Origin of the sequence: Halalkaliarchaeum sp. AArc-CO, assembly GCF_024972735.1 — an archaeon.
Lineage (GTDB): Archaea > Halobacteriota > Halobacteria > Halobacteriales > Haloferacaceae > Halalkaliarchaeum.
On record NZ_CP087723.1, the window covers coordinates 715,545 to 737,794 of the forward strand.

22 protein-coding genes, 1 tRNA gene and 1 pseudogene are annotated in these 22,250 nt (G+C 61.4%); 18 read left to right on the forward strand and 6 right to left on the reverse strand.

Annotated features, from left to right (window positions below):
• The first annotated feature begins 176 nt into the window (after nucleotides 1–176).
• The 6 genes from AArcCO_RS04275 to AArcCO_RS04300 all read left to right on the forward strand — a co-directional run bounded on the left by AArcCO_RS04275 (nucleotide 177) and on the right by AArcCO_RS04300 (nucleotide 8,811).
• Nucleotides 177–347: a hypothetical protein gene (locus AArcCO_RS04275; protein WP_259535200.1), complete on the forward strand. Its 171-nt coding sequence runs from the start codon at nucleotides 177–179 to the stop codon at nucleotides 345–347.
• On the forward strand, nucleotides 344–2,419 hold the full coding sequence (locus tag AArcCO_RS04280) for a PrkA family serine protein kinase (RefSeq protein WP_259535201.1): 2,076 nt from the start codon (nucleotides 344–346) through the stop codon (nucleotides 2,417–2,419). The genes AArcCO_RS04275 and AArcCO_RS04280 overlap by 4 nt, the downstream gene beginning before the upstream one ends.
• Nucleotides 2,412–4,754: a PrkA family serine protein kinase gene (locus tag AArcCO_RS04285; protein ID WP_259535202.1), complete on the forward strand. Its 2,343-nt coding sequence runs from the start codon at nucleotides 2,412–2,414 to the stop codon at nucleotides 4,752–4,754. Before AArcCO_RS04280 ends, AArcCO_RS04285 begins: the two co-directional genes overlap by 8 nt.
• Entirely contained in the window at nucleotides 4,745–6,055 is a 1,311-nt protein-coding gene (locus AArcCO_RS04290) for a DUF444 family protein (RefSeq protein WP_259535203.1), read from the forward strand. The genes AArcCO_RS04285 and AArcCO_RS04290 overlap by 10 nt, the downstream gene beginning before the upstream one ends.
• Before the next feature lie 25 nt (nucleotides 6,056–6,080).
• The gene (locus AArcCO_RS04295) at nucleotides 6,081–8,141 is read left to right on the forward strand and encodes a SpoVR family protein (protein ID WP_259535204.1); all 2,061 of its coding nucleotides are present in this window, start codon (nucleotides 6,081–6,083) and stop codon (nucleotides 8,139–8,141) included.
• Nucleotides 8,142–8,208: 67 nt separating this feature from the next.
• Nucleotides 8,209–8,811, forward strand: a complete 603-nt coding sequence (locus AArcCO_RS04300; RefSeq protein ID WP_259535205.1) for a DUF7344 domain-containing protein — start codon at nucleotides 8,209–8,211, stop codon at nucleotides 8,809–8,811.
• A gap of 38 nt (nucleotides 8,812–8,849) precedes the next feature.
• Here the strand turns inward: AArcCO_RS04300 and AArcCO_RS04305 are convergent, their stop codons facing one another.
• Complete coding sequence (locus AArcCO_RS04305) at nucleotides 8,850–9,488, reverse strand: DUF7344 domain-containing protein (RefSeq protein WP_259535206.1); 639 nt, start codon at nucleotides 9,486–9,488, stop codon at nucleotides 8,850–8,852.
• A gap of 176 nt (nucleotides 9,489–9,664) precedes the next feature.
• Between AArcCO_RS04305 and AArcCO_RS04310 the strand changes: the two genes are divergently transcribed.
• From AArcCO_RS04310 to AArcCO_RS04325, 4 genes and pseudogenes are all read left to right on the forward strand, one after another.
• Nucleotides 9,665–10,045 (forward strand): secondary thiamine-phosphate synthase enzyme YjbQ, encoded by a 381-nt coding sequence (locus AArcCO_RS04310; protein WP_259535207.1) that lies wholly within the window; start codon nucleotides 9,665–9,667, stop codon nucleotides 10,043–10,045.
• A gap of 111 nt (nucleotides 10,046–10,156) precedes the next feature.
• Nucleotides 10,157–11,028: pseudogene (locus tag AArcCO_RS04315) on the forward strand (IS1595 family transposase).
• 296 nt (nucleotides 11,029–11,324) lie between these two features.
• Nucleotides 11,325–12,257 carry a hypothetical protein gene (locus tag AArcCO_RS04320; RefSeq protein WP_259535208.1) on the forward strand — a complete coding sequence of 311 codons (933 nt, stop codon included), beginning with the start codon at nucleotides 11,325–11,327 and terminating at the stop codon, nucleotides 12,255–12,257.
• A 1-nt stretch (nucleotide 12,258) separates the two neighbouring features.
• Nucleotides 12,259–12,996, forward strand: coding sequence for a hypothetical protein (locus tag AArcCO_RS04325; protein ID WP_259535209.1), 738 nt, complete (start codon nucleotides 12,259–12,261; stop codon nucleotides 12,994–12,996).
• Between the two features lie 202 nt (nucleotides 12,997–13,198).
• Here the strand turns inward: AArcCO_RS04325 and AArcCO_RS04330 are convergent, their stop codons facing one another.
• A complete protein-coding gene (locus AArcCO_RS04330) occupies nucleotides 13,199–13,408 on the reverse strand; it encodes a hypothetical protein (RefSeq protein WP_259535210.1) in 210 nt (69 codons plus the stop codon).
• 143 nt (nucleotides 13,409–13,551) lie between these two features.
• Between AArcCO_RS04330 and AArcCO_RS04335 the strand changes: the two genes are divergently transcribed.
• A complete protein-coding gene (locus AArcCO_RS04335) occupies nucleotides 13,552–13,755 on the forward strand; it encodes a transcriptional regulator TbsP domain-containing protein (RefSeq protein ID WP_259535211.1) in 204 nt (67 codons plus the stop codon).
• 154 nt (nucleotides 13,756–13,909) lie between these two features.
• Here the strand turns inward: AArcCO_RS04335 and AArcCO_RS04340 are convergent, their stop codons facing one another.
• Nucleotides 13,910–14,281, reverse strand: coding sequence for a hypothetical protein (locus AArcCO_RS04340; RefSeq protein WP_259535212.1), 372 nt, complete (start codon nucleotides 14,279–14,281; stop codon nucleotides 13,910–13,912).
• Between the two features lie 11 nt (nucleotides 14,282–14,292).
• A complete protein-coding gene (locus AArcCO_RS04345; protein WP_259535213.1) occupies nucleotides 14,293–14,823 on the reverse strand; it encodes a winged helix-turn-helix domain-containing protein in 531 nt (176 codons plus the stop codon).
• Between the two features lie 347 nt (nucleotides 14,824–15,170).
• On the opposite strand from AArcCO_RS04345, the gene tnpA reads away from it, so the two are divergent.
• Genes tnpA through AArcCO_RS04360 form a run of 3 tightly spaced genes read left to right on the forward strand, consistent with a single transcriptional unit; the run spans nucleotide 15,171 to nucleotide 17,165 of the window.
• A complete protein-coding gene (gene tnpA, locus AArcCO_RS04350) occupies nucleotides 15,171–15,575 on the forward strand; it encodes an IS200/IS605 family transposase (protein ID WP_259535214.1) in 405 nt (134 codons plus the stop codon).
• Nucleotides 15,572–16,840 (forward strand): RNA-guided endonuclease InsQ/TnpB family protein, encoded by a 1,269-nt coding sequence (locus AArcCO_RS04355; protein ID WP_259535215.1) that lies wholly within the window; start codon nucleotides 15,572–15,574, stop codon nucleotides 16,838–16,840. The genes tnpA and AArcCO_RS04355 overlap by 4 nt, the downstream gene beginning before the upstream one ends.
• Before the next feature lie 28 nt (nucleotides 16,841–16,868).
• Complete coding sequence (locus tag AArcCO_RS04360; RefSeq protein ID WP_259535216.1) at nucleotides 16,869–17,165, forward strand: hypothetical protein; 297 nt, start codon at nucleotides 16,869–16,871, stop codon at nucleotides 17,163–17,165.
• 427 nt (nucleotides 17,166–17,592) lie between these two features.
• On the opposite strand, the gene AArcCO_RS04365 is transcribed toward AArcCO_RS04360, so the two are convergent.
• A tRNA-Glu gene (locus AArcCO_RS04365) sits at nucleotides 17,593–17,667 on the reverse strand.
• Nucleotides 17,668–17,769: 102 nt separating this feature from the next.
• Here AArcCO_RS04365 and AArcCO_RS04370 point away from each other — a divergent pair.
• From AArcCO_RS04370 to AArcCO_RS04385, 4 genes are read left to right on the forward strand one after another with little or no spacing between them, the layout of a single operon-like run.
• Nucleotides 17,770–18,450: a DUF2391 family protein gene (locus AArcCO_RS04370; RefSeq protein ID WP_259535217.1), complete on the forward strand. Its 681-nt coding sequence runs from the start codon at nucleotides 17,770–17,772 to the stop codon at nucleotides 18,448–18,450.
• A gap of 40 nt (nucleotides 18,451–18,490) precedes the next feature.
• Entirely contained in the window at nucleotides 18,491–19,210 is a 720-nt protein-coding gene (locus AArcCO_RS04375) for a DUF2391 domain-containing protein (RefSeq protein WP_259535218.1), read from the forward strand.
• A gap of 43 nt (nucleotides 19,211–19,253) precedes the next feature.
• Nucleotides 19,254–20,021: a Sir2 family NAD-dependent protein deacetylase gene (locus tag AArcCO_RS04380; protein WP_259535219.1), complete on the forward strand. Its 768-nt coding sequence runs from the start codon at nucleotides 19,254–19,256 to the stop codon at nucleotides 20,019–20,021.
• A 9-nt stretch (nucleotides 20,022–20,030) separates the two neighbouring features.
• A complete protein-coding gene (locus AArcCO_RS04385; RefSeq protein ID WP_259535220.1) occupies nucleotides 20,031–20,828 on the forward strand; it encodes a GHMP family kinase ATP-binding protein in 798 nt (265 codons plus the stop codon).
• A 31-nt stretch (nucleotides 20,829–20,859) separates the two neighbouring features.
• On the opposite strand, the gene AArcCO_RS04390 is transcribed toward AArcCO_RS04385, so the two are convergent.
• Nucleotides 20,860–22,206: a putative ATP-dependent zinc protease gene (locus tag AArcCO_RS04390; protein ID WP_259535221.1), complete on the reverse strand. Its 1,347-nt coding sequence runs from the start codon at nucleotides 22,204–22,206 to the stop codon at nucleotides 20,860–20,862.
• Between the last annotated feature and the right edge of the window lie 44 nt (nucleotides 22,207–22,250).

A 22,250-nucleotide genomic window follows, 5' to 3' on the forward strand; every position in this document is an offset into this window, starting at 1 on the left:
TTTCTGCGATAACTGGGGCTCACGATACACTTAAATATCTCTAATCCTCATAACCATAGTAGTCCCGGTACCGGATCGGGAATACCGACCACTCCCGTCCGCTGGTCCCCGAACGATGTGTCGTCGGCTTCGACGCCCGGTCGCCGCGGAGGTGTGGTAAATGAGCACACACAACAATGACCTCGCCCAACGCGTTCCGGGCGGACGGCGCGCCCTGGAAACGAACCTGCACCGAACACGAACGCACCGAACACGAACGCACCGAACACGAACGCATTCTCGAAGAGAGCGCACGCACGGTCCTCGGTAAAACGAGACCTGTGTCGACGCCCGGGAGCAAACGATGACGCCCGGACGGACGCTCGAGGAAATCAGCCGGAAGTACCGCGAGTCAGTGCCGTCGGATCTTCGCGAGGCGAAGTCGTTCGAGTGGTATCTCGAGGCGCTGTACGAGGATCCCCACGTCGCACGCAACGCTCACCAGCGGGTCGCCGACATGTTCGACCACTACGGCACCACCTACGACGAAGATCGTGGCGTCGTCGAGTATCGGCTCGCCGCGGAGGATCCGCTACACGACGGCGAACACGTCTTTTATGGCCGGGAGATCCACGAGGCGATCCACGAGTTCGTCAACAAGGTGAAGTCGGGCGCCCGGGGGCTCGGCCCCGAAAAACGGATCAAGCTCTTGCTCGGACCGGTCGGCTCCGGGAAGTCGCACTTCGACTGGCTGGTGCGGCGCTACTTCGAGGCGTACACCCTCGAGGACGCCGGTCGGATGTACACGTTCCGGTGGACGAACCTGTGTGACGTCATTCGCGATCAGGATCCGGCCGACGACGAGGTCCGATCGCCGATGAACCAGGACCCGCTCGTGTTGCTCCCGGCCGGACAGCGCGACGAGATCCTCGAGGACCTCAACGACCGGTTGGACGCGCCGTACACCATCCGGAACGACCAGTCGCTGGATCCGGCAAGCGAGTTCTACATGGACACGTTGCTCTCCCACTACGGCGACGACCTCGAGGCAGTCATGGACACCCACGTCGAGATCCTCCGACTGACAGCAAGCGAGAACAAGCGCCAGTGTATCGAGACGTTCGAGCCGAAGGACAAGAAAAACCAGGACGAGACCGAACTCACCGGCGACGTCAACTACTCGAAGCTCGCGGTCTACGGCGAGTCGGATCCGCGAGCGTTCGACTACGCCGGGGCGTTCTGCAACGCCAACCGCGGACTCTTCTCGGGGGAGGAGCTGCTCAAACTCCAGCGGGAGTTCCTCTACGACTTCCTGCACGCCACTCAAGAGCGGACGATCAAACCGAAGAACAACCCCCGAATCGACATCGACCAGGTGATCGTCGGCCGGACGAACATGCCCGAATACCGCGAGAAGACGGGTGACGAGAAGATGGAGGCGTTCAACGACCGGACGAAACGCATCGACTACCCGTACGTCCTCGAGTACGAGTCGGAGGCGAACATCTACCGGAAGATGCTGCGGAACGCGGACGTCCCCGACGTCAACGTCGAGCCCCACACCCTGGAGATGGCGGGACTGTTCGGCGTGTTGACCCGGATCGAGGAGCCGTCCGACGAGTCGGTGTCGCTGTTGCAGAAGGCGAAGGCGTACAACGGGGAACTCGACGAGGTCGACGCCGTCGACGTGAAGAAGCTCCGGGAGGACGGCGACGAGCGCGCCGAGATCGCGGAAGGGATGTCCGGCGTCTCGGCCCGGTTCATCGGCGACGAGATCGCCGAGGCAATCATGGACGCGACCCACCGTGAGCGCGGATACCTTTCGCCGCTTTCGACGTTCCGTCACTTCGAGGCGAACCTCGAGAGCCACGGCTCGATCGACGCCGACAACCTCAAGCGCTACGAGCGGCTGCTCGAACTGGTCCGCGAGGAGTACAAAGAGCGCGCAATAGAGGACGTCCGGCACGCGCTGGCGTACGACGTCGAGGAACTGCGACGCCAGGGCGAAAAGTACGTGGATCACGTGATGGCGTACATCGACGACACCACTGTCGAGGACGAACTCACCGGCCGCGAGGGGGATCCCGACGAGACGTTCCTGCGTGCGGTCGAAGAGCGGCTCGACATCCCGGCGGATCGCAAGGACGACTTCCGACAGGAGATCTCCAACTGGATCTCCCGGCGGGCCCGGGAGGGAACCTCCTTCGACCCTCACGAGAACGATCGACTGCGACGGGCGCTGGAGCGGAAGCTCTGGGACGACAAAAAGCACAACATCAACTTCTCCGCGCTCGTGTCCGCAAGCGAGACGGACGACGACGATCGGGCTGCCTGGATCGACGCCCTGAGAGAGCAGGGCTACTCGGCGGCGGGCGCCCGTGAGGTGCTCGAGTTCGCCGGCGCCGAGGTCGCCAAAAACGAACTCGAGGAAGATGTCTGACGGAAGCCGGCCGGCGGACGCAGACGCCTACCGCCGGGCTGCAGACGAGGCGCTCTCGGAGGCGTTCGAGCCCCCGATGAGTCTGAGCGAGTACGTCGACGCAGCGTTCCACGATCCCCAGATCGCGGCGGGGGCGGCACGGTATCTCCTCGCCGGAATCGAGTCCGTGGGCACCCGGACCGTCTTCGAAGGGGGCGAGCGTCTGACCCGCTACCGGTTCTTCGACGACCCGTACGGCGACGGCGAACACGCGGTTCTGGGCAACACCGCGACGCTCAACGCATTCGTCGACGATCTGCGGGCGATCGTCGCCGGGCGAGGGAAAGCCGAGAAGATCATCTGGTTCGACGGTCCGACCGCCACCGGGAAATCGGAGCTGAAACGGTGTCTCGTCAACGGGCTCCGGGGCTACTCCCGAACGCCGGAGGGACGCCGATACACCCTCGAGTGGAACGTCGCCGGCGCCACACAGGATCGGAGCCTCGGCTACGGGGACGGCTACGCCGACGAGGAAGACTGGCACGAGAGTCCGGTGCAAGTCCACCCACTTTCAGTGTTTCCGCGGGAGGTCCGCGAAGAGATCGTCGAGGACCTCTCGGAACTGGTCGACGGCGAGATCTCGGTTCCGGGCGAACTCGACCCGTTCAGCCGCGAGGCGTACGACTTCCTCGAAGAGCAGTACCGGCGGTCCGGCCGGAACGATCTCTTCTCGGCGGTGACCGACGGCGAACACTGTCGGGTGATAAACTACCACGTCGACGTCGGTCGGGGGATCGGGATCCTCCATGCGGAAGACGACGGCACACCCAAAGAGCGACTCGTCGGCTCGTGGATGCCCGGGATGCTCCGGGAGCTCGACTCCCGCGGGCGGAAGAATCCGCAGGCGTTCTCCTACGACGGCGTGCTCTCACAGGGAAACGGTCTGCTTTCGATCGTCGAGGACGCGAGCCAGCACGCCGACCTGCTGCGGAAGCTGCTCAACGTTCCCGACGAGGGGCACGTCAAGCTCGACAAGGGGATCGGGATGGATATCGACACCCAGCTGATCGTCATCTCGAACCCGGATCTCGACGTGGAGTTGGACCAGTACGCCGACCGGGACGGAACTGATCCGCTGAAGGCGCTCAAACGACGTCTGGATCGCCACGAGTTCCGGTATCTCACCGATCGGCGGCTCGAGGCGGAGCTCATCCGCCGCGAGCTGACGGGGGAAACCGAAGTGTGGGCGACTGCAGAGGGGATCGATCCCGACGATCGCGTCCGGGAGTCCGTCCACGTACCGATCCACGACGGGAGCGGGGTGGTTCGGGAGCTTGCCCCGCACGCGGTCGCCGCGGCAGCGACGTACGACGTCGTGACCCGGCTCGATCCAGACCGGCTCCCCGCGGATCTCGGAACCGTCGAGAAAGCGAGCCTGCTCGAGCAGGGGTACGTCCAGATCGGCGACGAGCGGCGCGAGATCGGGGAGTTCGACTTCGGCGGCGAAGGGACCCGAGACGCCAGTCGAGACGGCGGCAAGACGGTCGGTCGAGGCGGCGGTAGAAACCACAGCAACGACGGTCGCAGTGGGATTCCCGTGACCTACACCCGCGACGTGATCGCCGAACTATTGGAGGAGCCACGGGACCGGTCGCATCCGGAGCTTGCAGTCGAGAACGTGATCATGCCCGACGACGTGCTCGACGCGATGGCGAACGGGCTGGCTGCCGCCCCCGTGTTTTCCCGGGCGGAAACCACGGAGTTCGAAAGCCGGGTCGCGGCGGTGAAGTCCCACGTTCGGGACCGCCAGGAGGCGGACGTCCTCGGCGCGATACTCTCGGAGGTGGGGGTCGACGAGGCGACAGTCACCGAGTACGTCGAGCACGTGTACGCCTGGGACACCGGCGGAACCGTTGCCACGTCCCAGGGCGAGGTGGAGCCGGATCCGCTGGTCATGAAGCTGTTCGAAACCGAGCAGCTCGGCCGGTTCGACGACGCCGAGTACGATGGTTCCTCGGCGGGCGACGATGTGGCCGAATTCCGGCGAACGAAGGTAATCGCGGCGCTGAACAGGTACGCGTGGGAGCATCGTGACGAGGACTTCTCCGTCGAGGGAGTCGATCTCCGGGAAGTCCCGATCATCCGGACGGTGCTCGAGGCTGACAGCTGGGAAGACGTCAGGCGACTGTTTCCGGACTTCGACCCCGGCCAGTGGGCGGACCCCCCGGGGGACACCGAGACCGCCACGGTGAAGCGTCGAACGATCGACCGGCTGTGCGAACGCGGTTATTCCACCGCGTCGGCCGAACTGACGACCGGACGCGTCCTCCGGGAGGTGGCACACGAATGGGACTGAGAGACGATCTCGACCGGTTCGAAGCCGTCGGGGAACAGCGCAGGCAGGACCTCTCGGAGTTCATCACGCACGGCGATTTGACCGGATCGTCACCGGATCGGGTCCGAGTCCCCGTCAAGATCGTCGACCTACCGTCCTTCGAGTACGATCGCCGGTCGATGGGTGGGGTCGGACAAGGGGAGGGCGCAGAGCCGGGACAGCCGGTTTCGGTTCCCGGAGAAGACGACGGCGACGGCGAGGAGGACGGGGGGCCGGGCGAGGAAAGCGGTGACCACGAGTACTACGAGATGGACCCCGAGGAGTTCGCCCAGGAGCTCGACGAGGAGCTCGGCCTGGATCTCGAACCGAAGGGGAAACGCGTCCTCGAGGAGATCGAAGGGGAGTTCACCGACGTCACCCGCAGCGGCCCGGACTCGACGCTGGATTTCGAGGAGCTGTTCAAGCGCGGCCTCAAACGGAAACTCGCGACGGACTTCGACGGGGAGTACGTCCGGGAAGGACTGCGCGTCGCGGGTGCCGACGTCGACGACGTCTACCGGTGGGCTCGCAGCAGGCGGATCCCGGTCTCGCGGGCGTGGATCGCCGACGCCGCGGCCGACCTGACCGGAGAGATCGACCGCTGGGAGAGTTTCGAAGAACTGGAGGAGAACGTCGAACGCGAGCCGGTTTCGGTTCGGCTCCGCCGGGAAGGGATCCGGGAGATACCGTTCCGACGGGAGGACGAACGCTACCGCTACCCGGAGATCATCGAGCGGCGACAGAAGAACGTCGTCGTCGTCAACATCCGTGACGTGTCGGGGTCGATGCGCGAACGCAAACGCGAACTCGTCGAGCGGGTGCTGACGCCGCTCGACTGGTATCTCACCGGTAAATACGACGAGGCGGAGTTCCGGTACGTCGCTCACGACGCCGAGGCGTGGGAAGTCGAACGCGGGGAGTTTTTCGGCATCCAGTCTGGTGGCGGAACGCGGATCTCCGCAGCCTACGAACTGGCCGCCGAGATCTTAGAGGAGTATCCGTTCGACGAGTGGAACCGGTACGTCTTCGCCGCGGGCGACAGCGAGAACTCCGCGAACGACACCCGCGAGCGCGTGATCCCGCTGATGCGGGAGATCGACGCGAACCTCCACGCGTACGTCGAGACTCAGCCCGGCGGCGGTGCGGTAAACGCCACCCACGCCGACGAGCTGCTGGAGCTGTTCGGAGACGCAGACGACGTCGCCGTCGCGCGGGTGTCGGACGCCGACGACGTGACCGACGCGATTTACGAAATCCTGAGCACGGAGAGTGATACCGAATGACCGACGCCGACGGGAGTGACGACGAATGAGCAACGCATACCGGGACGACCGACTGCTCGCAAAGCGGGAGGCGACGGAGCTTCTGGGTCCGGTTCGGGAAGCCCGAAACCTGGCCCGGAAGCTCGGGCTCGACCCGTATCCGGTGAACTACTGGATCGTCGACCACGAGGAGATGAACCACCTGATCGCGTACGACGGCTTCCAGCGACGATATCCCCACTGGCGGTGGGGTATGAAGTACGATCGCCAGCGGAAGCGCGACCAGCACGGGCTCGGGAAGGCGTTCGAAATCGTCAACAACGACGAGCCAGCGAACGCGTTCCTCCAGGAGTCGAACTCGCTCGCCGATCAGAAGGCGGTCATCACCCACGTCGAGGCCCATGCGGACTTCTTCCGGAACAACGAGTGGTATCGGCTGTACGCGGACCGGGGGGCAGACGGGCCCGCCGCCGCGGCGATGCTGTCCCGTCACGCCGACGCGATCGAGGAGTACATGGAAGATCCCGAAATCGCTCGAGACGACGTCGAGCAGTTCATAGACGCGGTCAGCTGTCTGGAGGATACGATCGATCAGTATCGGCCGGTGGCTGCCGACCTCGACGGCGATCCCGGCAGCGAGAACTCGACCAGCGGCGAGGATCCCGACGGGGCGGAGGACGGACGCCGCGAGGTATTTGCAGATCTCGAACTGTCCTCGGAGGTTCGGGAGGCGGTCTTTGACGACGAGTGGCTGGAGGGGGAGTCCGAGGGAACGCCATCGGAGCCGCAGCGTGACGTACTCGGGTTCCTTCTCGCATACGGCAAACGGTACGACGAAGAGGAGCGGAAGGCCGTCGATCGTCCGGAGTGGCAGACGGACGTGCTCTCGATGCTTCGGGAGGAGGCGTACTACTTCGCCCCCCAGAAGATGACCAAGGTGACAAACGAGGGGTGGGCGAGTTACTGGGAGTCGTTGATGATGGCAGACGAGCAGTTCGCCGGCACGGACGAGTTCGTCACTTACGCCGACCACATGTCGCGGGTTCTCGCCTCCCCCGGATTGAATCCCTACAAACTCGGCAGGGCGCTGTGGGAGTACGTCGAAAACCGCGCCAACCGGCGCGAGGTCATAGAGCGGCTGCTCCGGGTCGACGGCGTCACCTGGCGGAACTTCGAGGACACGGTCGACCTCGAGTACGTCCGGGAACTGCTCGAACCCGACGAGACGGTCGCGAACGTCGGTATCGAGTCGCTCGATCGACTGGATCCCGACGACCCGCGGGTGGACGCGTCGGCGCTTGCAGCCGCCAGACGGACCCGCGACGGGGAGATCCCTCCCGACGACGAGAGAGCCGTCGACGCCGATCGGCATCCCTGGAAACTGCTGACCTACGAAGGGCTCGCAGAGCGTCACTACTCCCTGGTCAAACCGCACAACTACGGCGTCCTGGCACGGGTAACTCGGTCGCAACTCGAGCGGCGTGCTCGGTATCTCTTCGACGACGAGCGGTACCGGAGCGTCGAGGAGGCGATCGCGGACGTCCCCTACACCGCCGGCTGGGATCGCCTGTTCGAGGTGCGGGAGAGTCACAACGACGTGACGTTCATCGACGAGTTTCTCACTCAGGAGTTCGTAGACGAGTACGACTACTTCACCTACGAGTACTCCCGAGCGGCCCAGGAGTATCGGGTCGCCTCGACCGACGCCGCCGACGTGAAAAAGAAGCTGCTGTTGCGGTTCACCAACTTCGGGAAGCCGACGATCGTCGTCTACGACGGCAACTTCGACAACGCGGGCGAACTGCTGTTGGGCCACCAGTACAACGGGGTTGCGATCGACGAGCGACAGGCGCGGGCGACACTCGAGCGCGTCTTCCAGCTGTGGGGCCGGCCGGTCAACCTCGCGACGATCCGGGTCGAGTACGACGATCGAGAGATCGAACTCGCCCGGCGGCGCTCGCGGGAACCCGAAGGGGCCGAGATCGGCGTTCGGATTCGGTACGACGGCGACGGCTTCGAAGAGCACGACCTCGATGACGGGCTGTTCGATCGGCTGGCGGCGAACGATGTCGATTACGACACGAAGCCGGACGACTGGCTCGCGTGAGTCGCCGCCGGCCGCGGCCGTCGAGGACAGCGCAGGATTGATAGCAGCAGCGTGACGACACTTGCGTATGACATCGGGGGGTGCCGAAGCGTCGGGCGAGGACAGGACGGCAGCATCGGGGGAAACGTCGTCGTCCGAATCGACCGAGGAGAGGGACGACGTGGGCGATCTCGCGGAGACCGAGATCCACGACGTACTTCGAAACGAGCGACGCCGCCTCGCGCTCGAACGGCTCTCGGAGCGATCGGGTCCAGCGAGCGTGAGCGACCTGGCGGAGCACGTCGCGGCGCTGGAGGCGGGCGAGCGCCCGCCACCGAACAATCTCCGGCAAAGCGTGTACGTCTCCTTGCACCAGACGCATCTCCCGAAGCTGGACGAACTCGGAATCGTCGAGTACGACACTGACGAAAAGACCGTCGAACTCACGGACCGGGCCGGACAGGTGACCGTCTACCTCGAGGTGGTGCCCCGGTACGGCATCTCCCGGAACGAACTGTATCTTGGGCTCGCGGTTCTCGGGATCCTCCTGACGCTCGCCGCTGCGCTCGGCGTTCCCGGGTTCGCCGCTGTCGCACCGGGCACCTGGGCGCTGGTCGCGCTCGCGTTGATCGCGACCGCAGCGACGTTTTACACCGCAAAACAGGGAGAGACTGTGTTCGATCGGCTCTAGCTCGAGTGCGTTCCCGGTCGGTGACGTTCCGACGTTTTTCACCTGTCGACCGTGTCGTCTTCGAGTCGCATCCGACGACCGGAAGCGACGTGCACGACCGCCGAAACGAACAGCACGAGGCTCACGACGGCAGCCAGCGTCGTTCCAGTGACGATCCCTGCCGGAAGGGCTCCGAGGGCGAGAGCGACGGTCGTCGCAAGCGAGACGACACCGAGCCCGAGGTAGTATTCGCTCCAGGGAAGTTCGTGTTTCCCGACCGTCTCGAGATAGACGTCCAGTTCGGCTGCGGCGGGCGTCAGCGCGACGCGGCCCCTGTGAGGTTCGTACTCGATGAATCCGCCCGCTGCCAGTTTCGGGAGATGCGTCTGGTGGAGCGACGTGTACACCCGTTTCCGCTGTCGGTAGGTCACCTCGGAGACGTCGACGTCGTTCTCCCAGGCGGCGATCCGCCCGGAAAGTGTTCGGACGCTCGTCTCGCCCGGGTTCCCCTTCAGGTACCGGAGCACGTCGCGCCGCCGTCGGTTGCTCAACGTCGCGAACGTCGCGTCCAGGGAGAGTTCCGTCCCTGCAGACGTCACGGACGTCGCTGACGGTCCGACGGCCCGTGGCTGCCGTCGGGAGGGAACCGGCGTCGTCGAAAGCTGCAGATCCAGCTGTGGCTGTTGCCCCGGGTTCATTTGGAATACACATATAATATATTATATTTCAAGATATTAACTGTATCGGCGAAAAGAACGTTATCGGCACCGTTCCCGTCGGCGTAGTCGGGTAGGCCGGTTATCGGCACCGTTCCCGTCGGCGTAGTCGGGTAGGCCGGCACCTTTTATACTGCTTCGGGCGAACTCGGATCGAGATGCGCTTTACCGTCGATACCGACACCGGGACTGCGGTTCACGACGTGACCGAGCAGGTGGCGGACGCTCTCCCGCCGTCCGGGGACGGTGTCGCCACCGTGTTCGTTCGCCACACCACTGCCGGCCTCGTCGTCAACGAACCTGAAGCGCGACTGCTCGGCGACGTGGAGACGTTCCTCTCGGAGCTCGTTCCCGACGAGGGGTGGGAACACGACCAGATCGACGACAACGCCGACTCACATCTCCGGGCGCTCCTTTTGGGTGAAAGTGTCACCGTCCCGGTTCGGAACGGGGAGCCGGATCTGGGGACGTGGCAGGCGATCCTGCTCGTGGAGTGTGACGGGCCACGGTCCCGGACGGTTGAGGTGATCGTTCACTGAAAAGGGGACGTCGGTACTTTGGATGGCCGCTCTTGTGAAGCAGATTGTTGATAGCGAGAGCTGCAGCTGAAAGTCGAAGAGGACAAGGGCACCGCGGCAGCGGTGCCCGATATGTTCCCAATGCACCGCTTTGTGTCGGAATCCGCCGCAGCGGACCTGTTGCAGCAGGTTCGCTGGTGTAACGGTGTCGAATGTCCCCGCTGCCGTTCTGACCGCACGGTCAGAAACGGCAGCTATCGGGTCTATCAACGGTATCTCTGTAAGAATTGCGGTCGTTCGTTCAACGACAAGACCGGCACGATCTTCGCTCACTCCAAGCTGAAACTCAAAGAGTGGTACTTCACGATCTACACGTTCTTACGGTTTAACACGAGTATTCGCCAAATTGAGGCTGAACTCGATGTGTCGTACCGAACGCTGAGAGAGCGCGTCGATCAGTTCGCCAGAACGCTCGACGCGCCCTCGATCACACTTACTGGACCAGTCGAAATTGACGAAGTCTATGTTTCTGCTGGGCTCAAAGGCCGCGAGCGCGACCAAGAGCCGCGCCCACGCGTGGGCGCGGCTCGTACGCGGGTGACAACCCACCCGTGTTCACGCTCGTTGATCGTGGCTCGGACAACCGCTACGTGATCCCTGCGAAATCCGCCGACGAATCGACTGTGCGACTCCTGCTCGACAACCACGAGCAGGAGTCGCTCACCGTCTATACTGACGGATTTCGGGCCTACGAGCCACTCGAAGACGACGACACCTTCGACCGCGAATACGTCGTCCACAGCGACGGTGAATACGCTGATGAAGACGTTCACATCAATACCTGCGAGAGCCACGGTTCGCTGGTGCGGCCGTGGCTCTCGCCCCATCGAGGTATCTCAAAAGACAAGCTAACGCCGTATTTTAGAGCCTTTCAACTCCGCAGAGAACTCTACAGAAAGCCGGGAGACGAAGCTCTCAGACATGCCATCGACGCTGTCCTCTGAAATCAACAATGTACTTCCGAAGAGCGGGATGGGAAAATGTCACCGTTCTGGTACTGACTACAACCTCTATATTCAGCAGTGGAGAGATAACGTGTCTAGATATCGTTAGATTGTGGGTGCTGAATACAGTGCGCGAATGTCACACAAGTCAGGGTGTAACCGATCCGAAGAATTGAACACTCAGTGCAGCGGTTGGTCGTATTCGTGATGATTCTTACTGGTGATCACTCTGAATACAGGAAGTAATTACAGCGTCAATTATTTTGCACCCGGATTCAATAGGCCGAATAAGACGAATGTCTGAGTCGCCACCGGCGGATGATGACCTCGGTGACTTCGGGCCGCCGGAGTATCTTCTGTATCGGGTGGCTGCGGAACGTCACGAGCAGGACAGCCGTGAGACGGGGCGGACCCGTATCCACAAACTTTGCTGTTTAGCTGATCGGCTGTTAGCGCAGGAATACGACCGAGAAGTCGGTCTGCCGAAGTACTGGTACAAGTATGGCCGTACTATCTCCGAAGCTCATCTAAATTCAGCGGTTACGTACAGGCCCAACGCGAATCACTTTGGTGGACAGGCGTACTATCCGGCCGACCAAGTTAGCGAATCCGACTTCGACCACCTGTCTGAAGATCTCAAAGACGACATCTACAACGCGGTTCAGTACGTAGTTACTAAACACGGCGACAAAACAGCTGAGGAACTGGAAGAGTACCAGTACCAGAACTTTGCGCCCGACGATTTCGTTATCGCATATGCTGATTTGCGGTGGTACTTAAACACGATTTCGCAAGACGAAGGTCAGCATAGGCTGAGCCAATTCGTTGCCCCCGATGAGAAGACCCACATCGAAGAACTTCTGGATGAGATGCTGGCGAACTTCGACGAGGAGCGTTACTCGGAAATTTACGATATCTACCTTGATTGGGACGACACGATGCGCCTGTTGGTCGATATCGGGCGAAGCCCGAGAGAACTCCATGACTTCACAGAGATCTTCATTGAGGGGGCCGCAAGAATCATTCTCCGCTTTGAGGAGCATTCAAATATTGATCCGGAGACGCTTGAAGACTGGTGCGAAGAGAAGGAAAAAGTGCGCAGAGATCTCCAGAGCCGGGTAACACAGAAGCGGAAGGAAGCCCTCTCAGAAAGACAGTCCACCTCGGCTTTAGACAGCGTCGCTGATTCGTACAATACGGCTATCTCTGAGGAGCTAGACGACCTATAGAATGGCAGACAACGCCTTTCTCGACAAGGGAGTCATCCTCGGATTCTGTTTCTTTACTGACCCTCACCACCGAGAATGTAGGAGGTACTTGTTTAGTGACGAAACAGAGTATTTCGCTACGGAACAGGTTGAGAACATCTTCCGAAATGCCAAGGACTCAATTATCGAGGAGCACCGGAGGGGCATTCTCCGGAACCTCCAACAGGTGAAGGTCAATTACGAGGGGGAGCTAACTGAGAGTGATATCGAGGAGATTCAATCAGAAATTGATCGGGATGAAAATTCGGCATGGAGGTATTTAGAGGATTTTTACGAGGATAAAGCCGGAAGAGGTGTCTACGAGGTCACTGATGAATTGCGGGAGGTAATCCGTGAGATCGAACAACGAGCCGAGGCGCGAAAGGAGACGCTCTACTCAACGTTCCAAGGCTGGCTGAGGATTAGTTCGCACGAATCGGTACAGGACGAATTGACTCAACTCCGGGCTCAAGACGAGGAAGATTTCTGGATTGTGATCGATGCTCACGATGTCGCCGCAAACGTGCCGGGAGAAACAGAACTAGCGACAACGAATCCTGCAGAGTTTGCAGATGACCAAATAAAAGAGGAAGTTTTGGGAGCAACAGCCATCGATAGTATCCAGTTAGTGTTTGTTTCGAGGGACTATTCACCATTAGCACTCAGGAACAATCCCAGTGATGGCAGCGTCCCGACGGACGTTTCTGGGGACAATACCTGACCACTTCAAACACCAAGTCCGTAACGCGTTCCCTCGCTGAATTTCGGTTAAGGGAGCGACCTAAGTGCGCACGTATAGTGAGTATATATTCACTAATTCCGGCATGAAACAAGCTCACCTGTCTTGCTGCATTGCTATATCTTGCATACGAAGAATCGAATTGTCTCGTTCGATTACTATCTTGTCCGAACTTCTTCCCCCTCTACCAAGTTCGGCACTCGTGAGCGGTGATCCGTTCTGGTAACCCAACCCGCCCACAGACCGGACACTCCACCAGCGGCCTCACCGGAAGTTCCTCGGCGGCCTCCAGCGCCGCCTCGACGTGCGCCCTGGCATCCGGATCCTCGACCCGCGTGGCCGCCTGGGCGAGATGCATCCGCAACTCCTCCGCTGCCGTTCGGCCGTCGGTCATCGCCGCGCGCTCCGTTCGCGGTGTTCCCACGCTTCCCGTGCTTCCACGGGATCGCGCCGCCCGACCTTACGGAGCCCCCGCGCTTCCCGCGACGGAGTGTCACCCAGCGGCGCCACGCCCGTGAGCACGCCGATCCACTGGTTATGCTGGTTGGTGAGCGCGATCGTGGTCCCGCGGGGCGTCTCCGGGCGTCCCTGCCGGACGGGGATCTCCTCGGCCGGGTCGAGCGTGTCGGGATCGCCTCAAGGGTGCTGTTCTCACGCGTGACGATCCAACTTGCGGAGGCCGACGTGATCGAGACCGAACGAGTGCCGATCGATATCGGTAAGCCACGGAACCGGTTGTAGCTGGCGGACGACGTTGTGACATAAGCTCCGACGTTCGAATCGGTGATCGGTGCGCTTTAATATAAGTCGGCAACCGTCGACTAAATACGCCACACGTTTTCCAGCGAAAACTGACAGGCGTAACGAGAGAGCAAGAAGGCCCGATTCAACCAGGTCAGGCGTCCTCTGTTTCCGAGACCTCGACTAGAGCTGCAGAAAGCAGTTTTGTGGCATCTGCTCCGTCCTCGGCCTCGTCCTCCTCGGCTTCGAAGAATTTCGTCAATATATACTCATAATTGACATCGACAACAAGGAACGTTCCGAGCTCTTCAGTCCGTTCTCCGGCCCTCTCCGTGTCACTATCTGGTTCGGGATCATATATGAGCAACTCCGAGAGTGTTATTTCACTTCCCTCGCGAGGGACCATCATTTCCTCATCGTGGAGTGAAGCAATCGGATCGTCCGGATCCCCATCGTGGAAAATGATGAACTCCGTTGGCGGTAGCGATTGCGATTCGGGGTCCCGATCTAATAATAAATCAGCCATGTCTGTCTCACCTATCTGGGGAGGACAGCTTTCTGGGCCGCCCTGTCGTACGAGCGTTCACGTTCGGATTGCTCCGATTCAGTTGGCCCAGATGCAGCGTCGCCCGACACATCATTACGTTCTGTCTCAAGCCGGTTCCCGAGTGCGTCGCGGATCTGCTCGATATCCCTGTGCAGCAGCCACCCCGGCTTGTACACCTCCGTCTGTTCGGCGATTACAGGTGCGTGTGCCTGCAGTTTGGTGTGGGTGTCGTGAAGGATCTCGACGAACTCGTTCTCCTTGTTCAGTCGATAATATTCCGTCTGACCCTTGACGCGGGTTTGTTCGATAATGCCGAGATTGAGGAGTTCCTTCTTGTTTTTGTGGAACGTAGCCTTGTCGATGCCGCCGAGATCAGCGACCTCTGCGGCCGAAAGCTCGGTGTAGTGCTTTCGCAAAAAGACATCGTAGATTCGAACATGTGCCGGTTTCTCCAATAGCCGAACGAACGGCGAACGGTCACTGTACTCCGATCGCTTGATCCGGCTATCTTTCTCCATCATAGTGGAAGGTACTGTGCATACACATTAAAGGTATTGCATCTATGCAACAGACCGATGCTAAAATGCAATGGTGGGGGAAAGGGGGTGCAACGAGAAGATTCTTTAGCTGAATGCAGGCGCTAAGCCCCCTCCCTCAAGGAGCACCGCAGTCCGCGCCAGCGGACAAGGAGCGCAGTAGGGAGGGGATACAGCGTCCCCAGAAATCTCCGATTTCTGGTGTGCGAACGAATCGCTCCGCGATTCGTCCACGCCCTCATCGTCTTTCATGCACTGTTCTATTTCTGGCCCACACCCCCACGCAGTCGTAACTTCTTTCTACTAGGTTCTACAAATATTGACTGAACCCAATGAAGTACGACCTCGATACGGGAGCGCACTCGGTGTATTCACTCCACTACCACCTGATACTCACCACCAAGTATCGGCGTGGTGTACTCACCGAGGAGCGAACCCAATTCATTCGCGGGGTCATCGAGGGGTTCGCGGACAAGTACGGTGTCACACTGACCCATCTCGACGGTGAAGACGACCACGTTCATATCCTGTTCCGGGCTGAACCAACCACAGACCTCGTGAAGTTCATCAACACCGTCAAAGGCGCAACTGCTCGACGCATCCGCAACGAGTACGAGGATGAACTCAAAACTGACCTGTGGGGCGACTCCTTCTGGAACGACTCGTACTGTCTCATTTCGACAGGACAAGTCTCACTGGATGTGTTGAAAGAGTACGTCGAGGACCAACGAGCATGAACTACAACTACAGGTATCGCCTCAAGCCGACCGAAAGCCAGCGTGAGACGTTGGACTACCACCGCGATACGTGTAGACAGCTCTACAACCACGCCCTGTACGGCTTCAACCAGATTCCCGAAGATGAGGGCACCGTCAAACAGCGTGTCCGGAAAATCCGGGACGAGCTTCCCGACCTCAAAGACTGGTGGGACGCACTCACCGACATCTACTCGAAAGTGCTTCAGCCCACCGTTATGCAGATTGCGAAGAATATCAACCGCCTCGGACAACTCAAAGAGCAGGGCTACAAGGTTGGTGAACTCCGGTGGAAATCACCACGCGAGTTTCGCAGTTTCACCTACAACCAGTCTGGCTTCGAACTCGACAAAAAGAGTGGTCAGACCGTGTTGTCGCTGTCGAAACTCGCAGATATTCCTATCGAACTTCACCGACCGCTGCCTGACGATGCCACAGTCAAAGAAGTCACGCTCAAAAAAGAGAAAACCGGCGAGTGGTTTGCTATCTTCGGCATCGAGATGGACACAGAACCGCCAGCCAAGCCACCGCTAGCGGAGATTGACACTGATGAGATGGTCGGCATCGACGTGGGTATTCTGAAGTATTCCCACGATACAGACGGCACAGCGGTCGAATCACTCGACCTCTCAGAGGAACGCGAAAGGCTCGAACGAGAGCAGCGGAAACTCTCACGCAAAGAGTACGAGTCGAACAACTGGCAGAAGCAACGTCGGCGTGTCGCCGAGTGCCATCTCGACATCAAGCGCAAGCGGCGTGACTTCCTGCACAAACTCTCGACCTATTACGCTCGGGAGTACGAGCTAGTCGCGGTCGAAAACCTCGACGTAAAAGGGATGCTCGAATCGCCACGCAACAGCCGCAACACGGCGTCAGCGGCGTGGAGCACCTTTACCGATATGCTCGAAACGAAGTGTGAACGCGAAGGCACGCACTTCGTGGAGGTTGATCCAGATGGCACCACCAAAGAGTGTGCCAACTGTGGTGTCGAAACCGAGAAACCGCTGTGGGTTCGTGAGCACTCCTGTCCTGCCTGTCGCTTCGAGGCCGACAGAGACGCAAACGCGGCGTGGAATGTTCTTTCTCGCGGACTCACCAAACTAGGAGTGGGACACTCCGAATTACCGCCTGTGGAGACTGCGCTCCCTGCGGGAACTGCGGTTGTTCCTGCAAAGCGCGTCTTGGAAGCAGGAAGCCCCTGCCTCAAGGAACGAGCGGCGACGCCGCGAGTGAGTAGGCAGGGGTAGTTCACCGATGCCACCGCTCCGTCGAATAATGAGCAACTCGGCGAAGAAGAAAGCAGTTATGTCTGATATTCTTCGCATCCTCATCAACAACCATACGCCGGGTGGACGGAGGCGTATCGAAACGGGAGTCAGTATTGACAAACTATGTGACTACCATTTCCAGGCCGACGGAACGGATGACGAGTTCGTCGAGGCCGCAATTGACGAACTCGTAACTGGCGACTTCGGGGTGGATTCTTGGGGGCGAAGCGGTGAGATGATCTATCTCGAAGATTGTGACACGGCGATCGACAAGCAGCAGGAACTCGAAGACGAGGCGTGGTGAGTGTGTTGCATCAACCTCCAAGGAGCCAAGCCTCGGTGGGATCCCGTCTTGCCAAGGAATCGACGACGCTGTCATCCTCGTCTGAATCGATATTCGTCGCTCGAGAGGGGATATCTTCGGAGGATCGGATGCGCTCGCGGAGATTGTTGATCTGTTCCTGACCGGAGTGGATAGTCACTCCAACAATCCGGGAGAAATCGAAGATCGAATGCGATGCTCACAATTTGTTCGCAGCAAACTGCTCGCTAGGGGGCCGTGAACCGAATGGAGACGGTCCGGGATGCTCGCTTCGCTCGCGGCTTCGCCGCTCGCGTTGTTCGAGACACTCACTCCGTTCGTGTCTCGCTTCGCTGCGCGTCCGGGCTGCGACTCCCCGGGTTCAAATCCCTCGCTGCGCTCCTCTCTCGTCACTTCGTTCCTCGAGAAGTGCTCGCTAGGGGATTTGAACCCCTGTCATCGGCTCGAAAGGCCGATATGATTGGCCGGGCTACACCAAGCGAGCGTGCAACCGCACGTATTGCTGCCTTCGATTTAACTCTTCTCAACTACGGCCAGTGTGTGGGCCGCCGGCACACCTTTAAATCGGGATGTAGATGTTCGGAATATGACGGAATCGAACGGCCTCGAGCCGGGCACGAAAAAAGGGGCAGGATCGGAAAACGCGGGCCCTGAGGACCCGAACATCGGCGACCTGATTGCGAAACTCGAGCGACTGGAGTCGACGGTCGACGAGGGACACGAGCGACAGAAGGTACGACAGACGATCGCCCTCGTCGAACGGATGCCGGGAAGTCGGGCGTTCACCCAGCGCGTGAGCAAGTACACGACCCGGGACATGGCGGAGGCGTTCGTCGGGGCGGTGCTGTTTTCGTTACCGCTTCTGGTCGAAGACGGCGTCTTCGAGATCGCCGACTACCTCACGTCCGTCACGGTCGGCGCCATCCCGGCGTTCTTCCTCGCGAACGTGACGTTTGTCGTCGTTCTCACCGCCGGGATGCTGTACTACACCGACTTCCGTGACGTCCAGATCCACCGTCCCCTGTTCGGCATCGTCCCTCGACGGCTGGTCGGCGTGCTCGTGATTTCGCTTCTGACCGCGACGATAATGATGTACATGTGGGGACGCCTCGCCGCCGAGGATCCGACTTCCTTCGAGACCGTCGGCCGGATAACGGTCATCTGGGCGGCGGCAGCCTTCGGCGCGGCGCTGGGCGACATCCTTCCCGGCGAGTCGACCGGGACGGACGTCAGTGAACTCCTCGACCGTCCCGGCTCCGAGAGGTAGCCGGGACTTTTTCGCCGGCGGTCCGCGTACGGTTCCGTCGATGACCGACGAACCCGATCCCAGGGCGGACGATCCGGGGGGACGGCCGCGCACCCATTCCGAGGCTGTCGGAGGGCAGAATAAACCCGACATCGACCGGGAGAACCCGGACGTGTCGGATCTCCTCACGGAGCTTGCCGCACTCGAAGACGCCGTCGACGAGGATCACGAGCAACAGAAAGTACGACAGACGATCGCCCTCGTCGAGCGGATGCCCAGTAGCCGGGCGTTCACCCGGCGCGTGAGCAAGTACACGACGCGGGACATCGCGGAGTCGTTCGTCGGCAGCATCCTGATCTCGCTGCCACTTCTCGTCGAGGACGGCGTCTACGACATCGGCGACCACTTCCTCGCAGTGACCGTCGTCGGCGTCCCGATGTTCCTCCTCGCCAACGTGGCGTTCATCGTCTTCCTGTCGGCCGGACTGATGTACTACGCGGATTTTCGGGACGTCGACGTACAGCGCATCCTCGGTATCGTTCCCCGTCGGCTCCTCGGCGTCCTCGTCGTATCACTCGTCACGGCGACAACGCTCATGACGATGTGGGGTCGCGTCGAGGGGTGGGAGGACCCCTGGGTCGCGTTCGCCCGGATCTCGGTCATCTGGACGGCTGCCGCGTTCGGCGCGGCGCTGGGTGACATTCTTCCCGGCGAGTCGGAGGGGCCGGACATCCGCGAGCGGATCGACTCCTTTACCGACGCAGTCGGTGGCGACGACTAGGCGACGCCCGGGTGCTCAATACGCTTCGGTCCCTACATCGATCATGGAACGAAGCGAAGATCTCGCCGCGCTGGCCAGCGACCTTCGTGAGGCCGACACCGCGATCGCGCTCACCGGGGCGGGTCTGTCGGCCGCCTCGGGGATCCCGACGTTCCGGGGTGAAGACGGGATCTGGGGCGAGGAGTTCTCCGAGGCGGATTTTCATATCAGTCGCTTCGAGCGTGATCCCGCGGGGTTCTGGGAGGACCGCCTCGAGTTGAACGGGTTACTCCGGCCCGACGGAATCGAACCGAACACGGCACACGAGGCGCTCGCCGACCTCGAGAACGCCGGAACCCTCGACGCCGTGGTTACTCAGAACACGGACGGGTTACACGACGCCGCCGGTACCGGAACGGTTCTGGAGCTGCACGGTAACGCCGACCGAGTGGTCTGTCACAGATGCGGGCGAACGAAACCGGCCACCGAGATCCACGACCGGATCCGGTCCGGGGAGAACCCGCCGACGTGTGGCGACTGCAACGGCGTTTACAAGCCGGACGTCGTGCTGTTCGGCGAATTACTTTCCAGGGAGGTCCTCAAACGTACCCGTCGGCTTGCGGAAGACAGCGACGTGATCGTCGCCGCCGGCTCCTCGCTGCAGGTGGACCCGGCCGCATCGTTGCCCAGCTACCAGCGGGACGGCGTGCTGGCGATCGTCAATTTCGAGGAGACTCGGTACGCCTCGCGGGCGACGTACACGTTTCGCGAAGACGTCACCGAACTGCTGCCCGCTCTCGCAACGCGAGTGTTGAAGTGCGATCCGGAGTGAACACCGACTATGGCCATCCGAGCGTTCGCACCCGGTAGTGTCACCGGACTGTTTGCTCCGGCCCCGGCAGAGGGCGGTGCCTCCAGGGGGGCCAGTTTCGCGATCCGTGACGGGGTCGTCGTCGAACTCGAGCCGGCCGCCGAACGCGTCGTCACCGTCGACGGGGAGCCGGCCCCGTTCGACCCCGTCGAACGCGTCCTCTCGGAGCTCGGCGTCGACGCCGCGGTCGACGTGATGCCCGACGTGCCGCTCGGTCACGGGTTCGGCGCGAGCGGCGCTGCGACGCTCGCGACTGCGATCGCCGCGAACGACGCGTTCGATCTAGGACAGGCCCGCCCGGAACTGGTCGACGCCGCCCATCGAGCGGAGATGGCTGCCGGAACGGGACAGGGCGACGTGTTCATTCAGGATCGGGGCGGTCTGCTGTGGACCGTCGGCGATGGCGTCCGGCGGACGGTCCCCACCGAACCAGTTGAGTACGCCACCGCCGGCGGAATCGCGACCGGATCGATGCTCGCAGACGACGCGTTCATGGAGGCGGCACGTCGGGTCGGCTCCCGTGGACTGGATGCGCTCAAGTCGGAGCCGACCCTGCAGGCGCTCGCAGAACGCTCCAGTGAGTACGTCGACGCAACCGACGTCGCGACGCCGTTCGTCGAGCGAGAGATCGACCGGGTCGAGGAAGCCGGCGGCACGGCGGGGATGGCACTGTTCGGCGAGACTGTCTTCGCGGTCGGGGTCGATGGTGTCCTCCCGAACCGGACGCGGGTGGCCAGAGAGGGGGCGAAACTGCTGGCTGTAGACTAGCTCTCTCTTCGGGGTTTTCCCCCCACTGCGCTCACTCCAGATACTCCTCTTCCCGTTCGTCTTCCTCGACTGCGTCGTCGACCCGCTTTCGCACGTCGACCCGGTAATGCTGGAGGATGTCGCGCCCGAGCAACAGCGGGTACTCCATGTGTGAGCGGTCCTCCACGCTCGCGGTGACGGTGTGCTGGTTGCCGCCGATCCCGATCACGAGGTCGACAACGGGCCTGGCTGTGCCGGTCTTCATGCTCCCCGACTTCACGCGGGTCATGCTCTTTATCGGTCCGGCGCCGATCTCGGCGGCGAGCTGGGTGTCGATGCTCGTCCGCGTCGCGCCGGTGTCGGACTTGGCGTGGGCCTGTTTCGAGCCGCTCGTTCCGATGACCAGCACTTCCTCGATGTAGCCGATGAGCGGCGTTTCTCCGAGACCGGTCCGGCTCGGTCTCGGTGCCGAGGCCGGCCGTGAGTCGTCCAGCGTCGTCGAAAGCCCCTCGACGCGGTCCTCGTCGACCTCGCCGCCGACTGTCTCGATCGCGTGTTTCGCGATGTGCGGGGCGGGCGAGACGCCGGTCGCCTCGAACAGTCCCTTGAATCCCGCCGTCGGGTTCACCTCCAGCACGTACCAGCCGTCGTACCCCTCGACGAGGTCGACGCCTGCGTAGTCGAGGCCGATGACCTCGGTCGCGTACAGCGCGGTTTCGGCGGCCTCCTCGGGCATGTCGGTCGCGTCCTCGACGGCGCCCCCGAGCGCGACGTTCGTCCGCCAGTCGCCTTCGGGGGCGTACCGGTACATCGCGCCGACGATCTTCTCGCCCACGACGTACACGCGCAGGTCTCGATGCTTCTCGCCGTCCCTGTCTATCAACTCCTGGAGGAACGCCTGCCGGTTTCCGACCTTCGGGTTCACCGGTTCGGTGAGATCGACCTTCCAGGTACCGCCGCCGTGAGTTCCGATCGCGGTTTTGTAGACGCCGACGTCGCCGAAGCGTTCGCGGTCCTGGTTGAGCCGTTCGTTCGACAGCGCGAGCAGGGCGTCCGGGACGCGGATGTTCCAGTCGGCCAACGTTGCGGCGGTCGCGAACTTGTGGATCGCCGTGAGAACGGCGCCGGGCTCGTTGAGCATCGGACGGATGCGATTGAACGTCGTCGCGAGCCCGAGCGCTTCGGCTGGCTCTTCGGTGTTCGAGAGCAACAGCCGGTTCGCGATAACGTCGACGTCGGGTTCGACGCTCACGTCGCCGTCCTCGATCGAGACCGCAGCGTTCTCTCGTCGGAGCCAGATCCCCTCGTGTCCCAGGTCGTCGATCGCGTTGCAGATCGCTTTCGTCTCCTTGCTGTTGTGCAGCGACAGTACGCCCACTCGGACTGGCTCCTCTGACATGGAACCCTGTATTTGGGGCGCGTCAATATGTTTGCCGGTTTTTC

What these genes read in the sequence shown, in the direction of transcription:
- AArcCO_RS04275 (WP_259535200.1), top strand. Translation starts at nt 177, where the DNA reads ATGACCTCGCCCAACGCGTTCCGGGCGGACGGCGCGCCCTGGAAACGA.
- AArcCO_RS04280 (WP_259535201.1), top strand. Translation starts at nt 344, where the DNA reads ATGACGCCCGGACGGACGCTCGAGGAAATCAGCCGGAAGTACCGCGAG.
- AArcCO_RS04285 (WP_259535202.1), top strand. Translation starts at nt 2,412, where the DNA reads ATGTCTGACGGAAGCCGGCCGGCGGACGCAGACGCCTACCGCCGGGCT.
- AArcCO_RS04290 (WP_259535203.1), top strand. Translation starts at nt 4,745, where the DNA reads ATGGGACTGAGAGACGATCTCGACCGGTTCGAAGCCGTCGGGGAACAG.
- AArcCO_RS04295 (WP_259535204.1), top strand. Translation starts at nt 6,081, where the DNA reads ATGAGCAACGCATACCGGGACGACCGACTGCTCGCAAAGCGGGAGGCG.
- AArcCO_RS04300 (WP_259535205.1), top strand. Translation starts at nt 8,209, where the DNA reads ATGACATCGGGGGGTGCCGAAGCGTCGGGCGAGGACAGGACGGCAGCA.
- AArcCO_RS04305 (WP_259535206.1), bottom strand. Translation starts at nt 9,488, where the DNA reads ATGAACCCGGGGCAACAGCCACAGCTGGATCTGCAGCTTTCGACGACG.
- AArcCO_RS04310 (WP_259535207.1), top strand. Translation starts at nt 9,665, where the DNA reads ATGCGCTTTACCGTCGATACCGACACCGGGACTGCGGTTCACGACGTG.
- AArcCO_RS04320 (WP_259535208.1), top strand. Translation starts at nt 11,325, where the DNA reads ATGTCTGAGTCGCCACCGGCGGATGATGACCTCGGTGACTTCGGGCCG.
- AArcCO_RS04325 (WP_259535209.1), top strand. Translation starts at nt 12,259, where the DNA reads ATGGCAGACAACGCCTTTCTCGACAAGGGAGTCATCCTCGGATTCTGT.
- AArcCO_RS04330 (WP_259535210.1), bottom strand. Translation starts at nt 13,408, where the DNA reads ATGACCGACGGCCGAACGGCAGCGGAGGAGTTGCGGATGCATCTCGCC.
- AArcCO_RS04335 (WP_259535211.1), top strand. Translation starts at nt 13,552, where the DNA reads ATGCTGGTTGGTGAGCGCGATCGTGGTCCCGCGGGGCGTCTCCGGGCG.
- AArcCO_RS04340 (WP_259535212.1), bottom strand. Translation starts at nt 14,281, where the DNA reads ATGGCTGATTTATTATTAGATCGGGACCCCGAATCGCAATCGCTACCG.
- AArcCO_RS04345 (WP_259535213.1), bottom strand. Translation starts at nt 14,823, where the DNA reads ATGATGGAGAAAGATAGCCGGATCAAGCGATCGGAGTACAGTGACCGT.
- tnpA (WP_259535214.1), top strand. Translation starts at nt 15,171, where the DNA reads ATGAAGTACGACCTCGATACGGGAGCGCACTCGGTGTATTCACTCCAC.
- AArcCO_RS04355 (WP_259535215.1), top strand. Translation starts at nt 15,572, where the DNA reads ATGAACTACAACTACAGGTATCGCCTCAAGCCGACCGAAAGCCAGCGT.
- AArcCO_RS04360 (WP_259535216.1), top strand. Translation starts at nt 16,869, where the DNA reads ATGAGCAACTCGGCGAAGAAGAAAGCAGTTATGTCTGATATTCTTCGC.
- AArcCO_RS04370 (WP_259535217.1), top strand. Translation starts at nt 17,770, where the DNA reads ATGACGGAATCGAACGGCCTCGAGCCGGGCACGAAAAAAGGGGCAGGA.
- AArcCO_RS04375 (WP_259535218.1), top strand. Translation starts at nt 18,491, where the DNA reads ATGACCGACGAACCCGATCCCAGGGCGGACGATCCGGGGGGACGGCCG.
- AArcCO_RS04380 (WP_259535219.1), top strand. Translation starts at nt 19,254, where the DNA reads ATGGAACGAAGCGAAGATCTCGCCGCGCTGGCCAGCGACCTTCGTGAG.
- AArcCO_RS04385 (WP_259535220.1), top strand. Translation starts at nt 20,031, where the DNA reads ATGGCCATCCGAGCGTTCGCACCCGGTAGTGTCACCGGACTGTTTGCT.
- AArcCO_RS04390 (WP_259535221.1), bottom strand. Translation starts at nt 22,206, where the DNA reads ATGTCAGAGGAGCCAGTCCGAGTGGGCGTACTGTCGCTGCACAACAGC.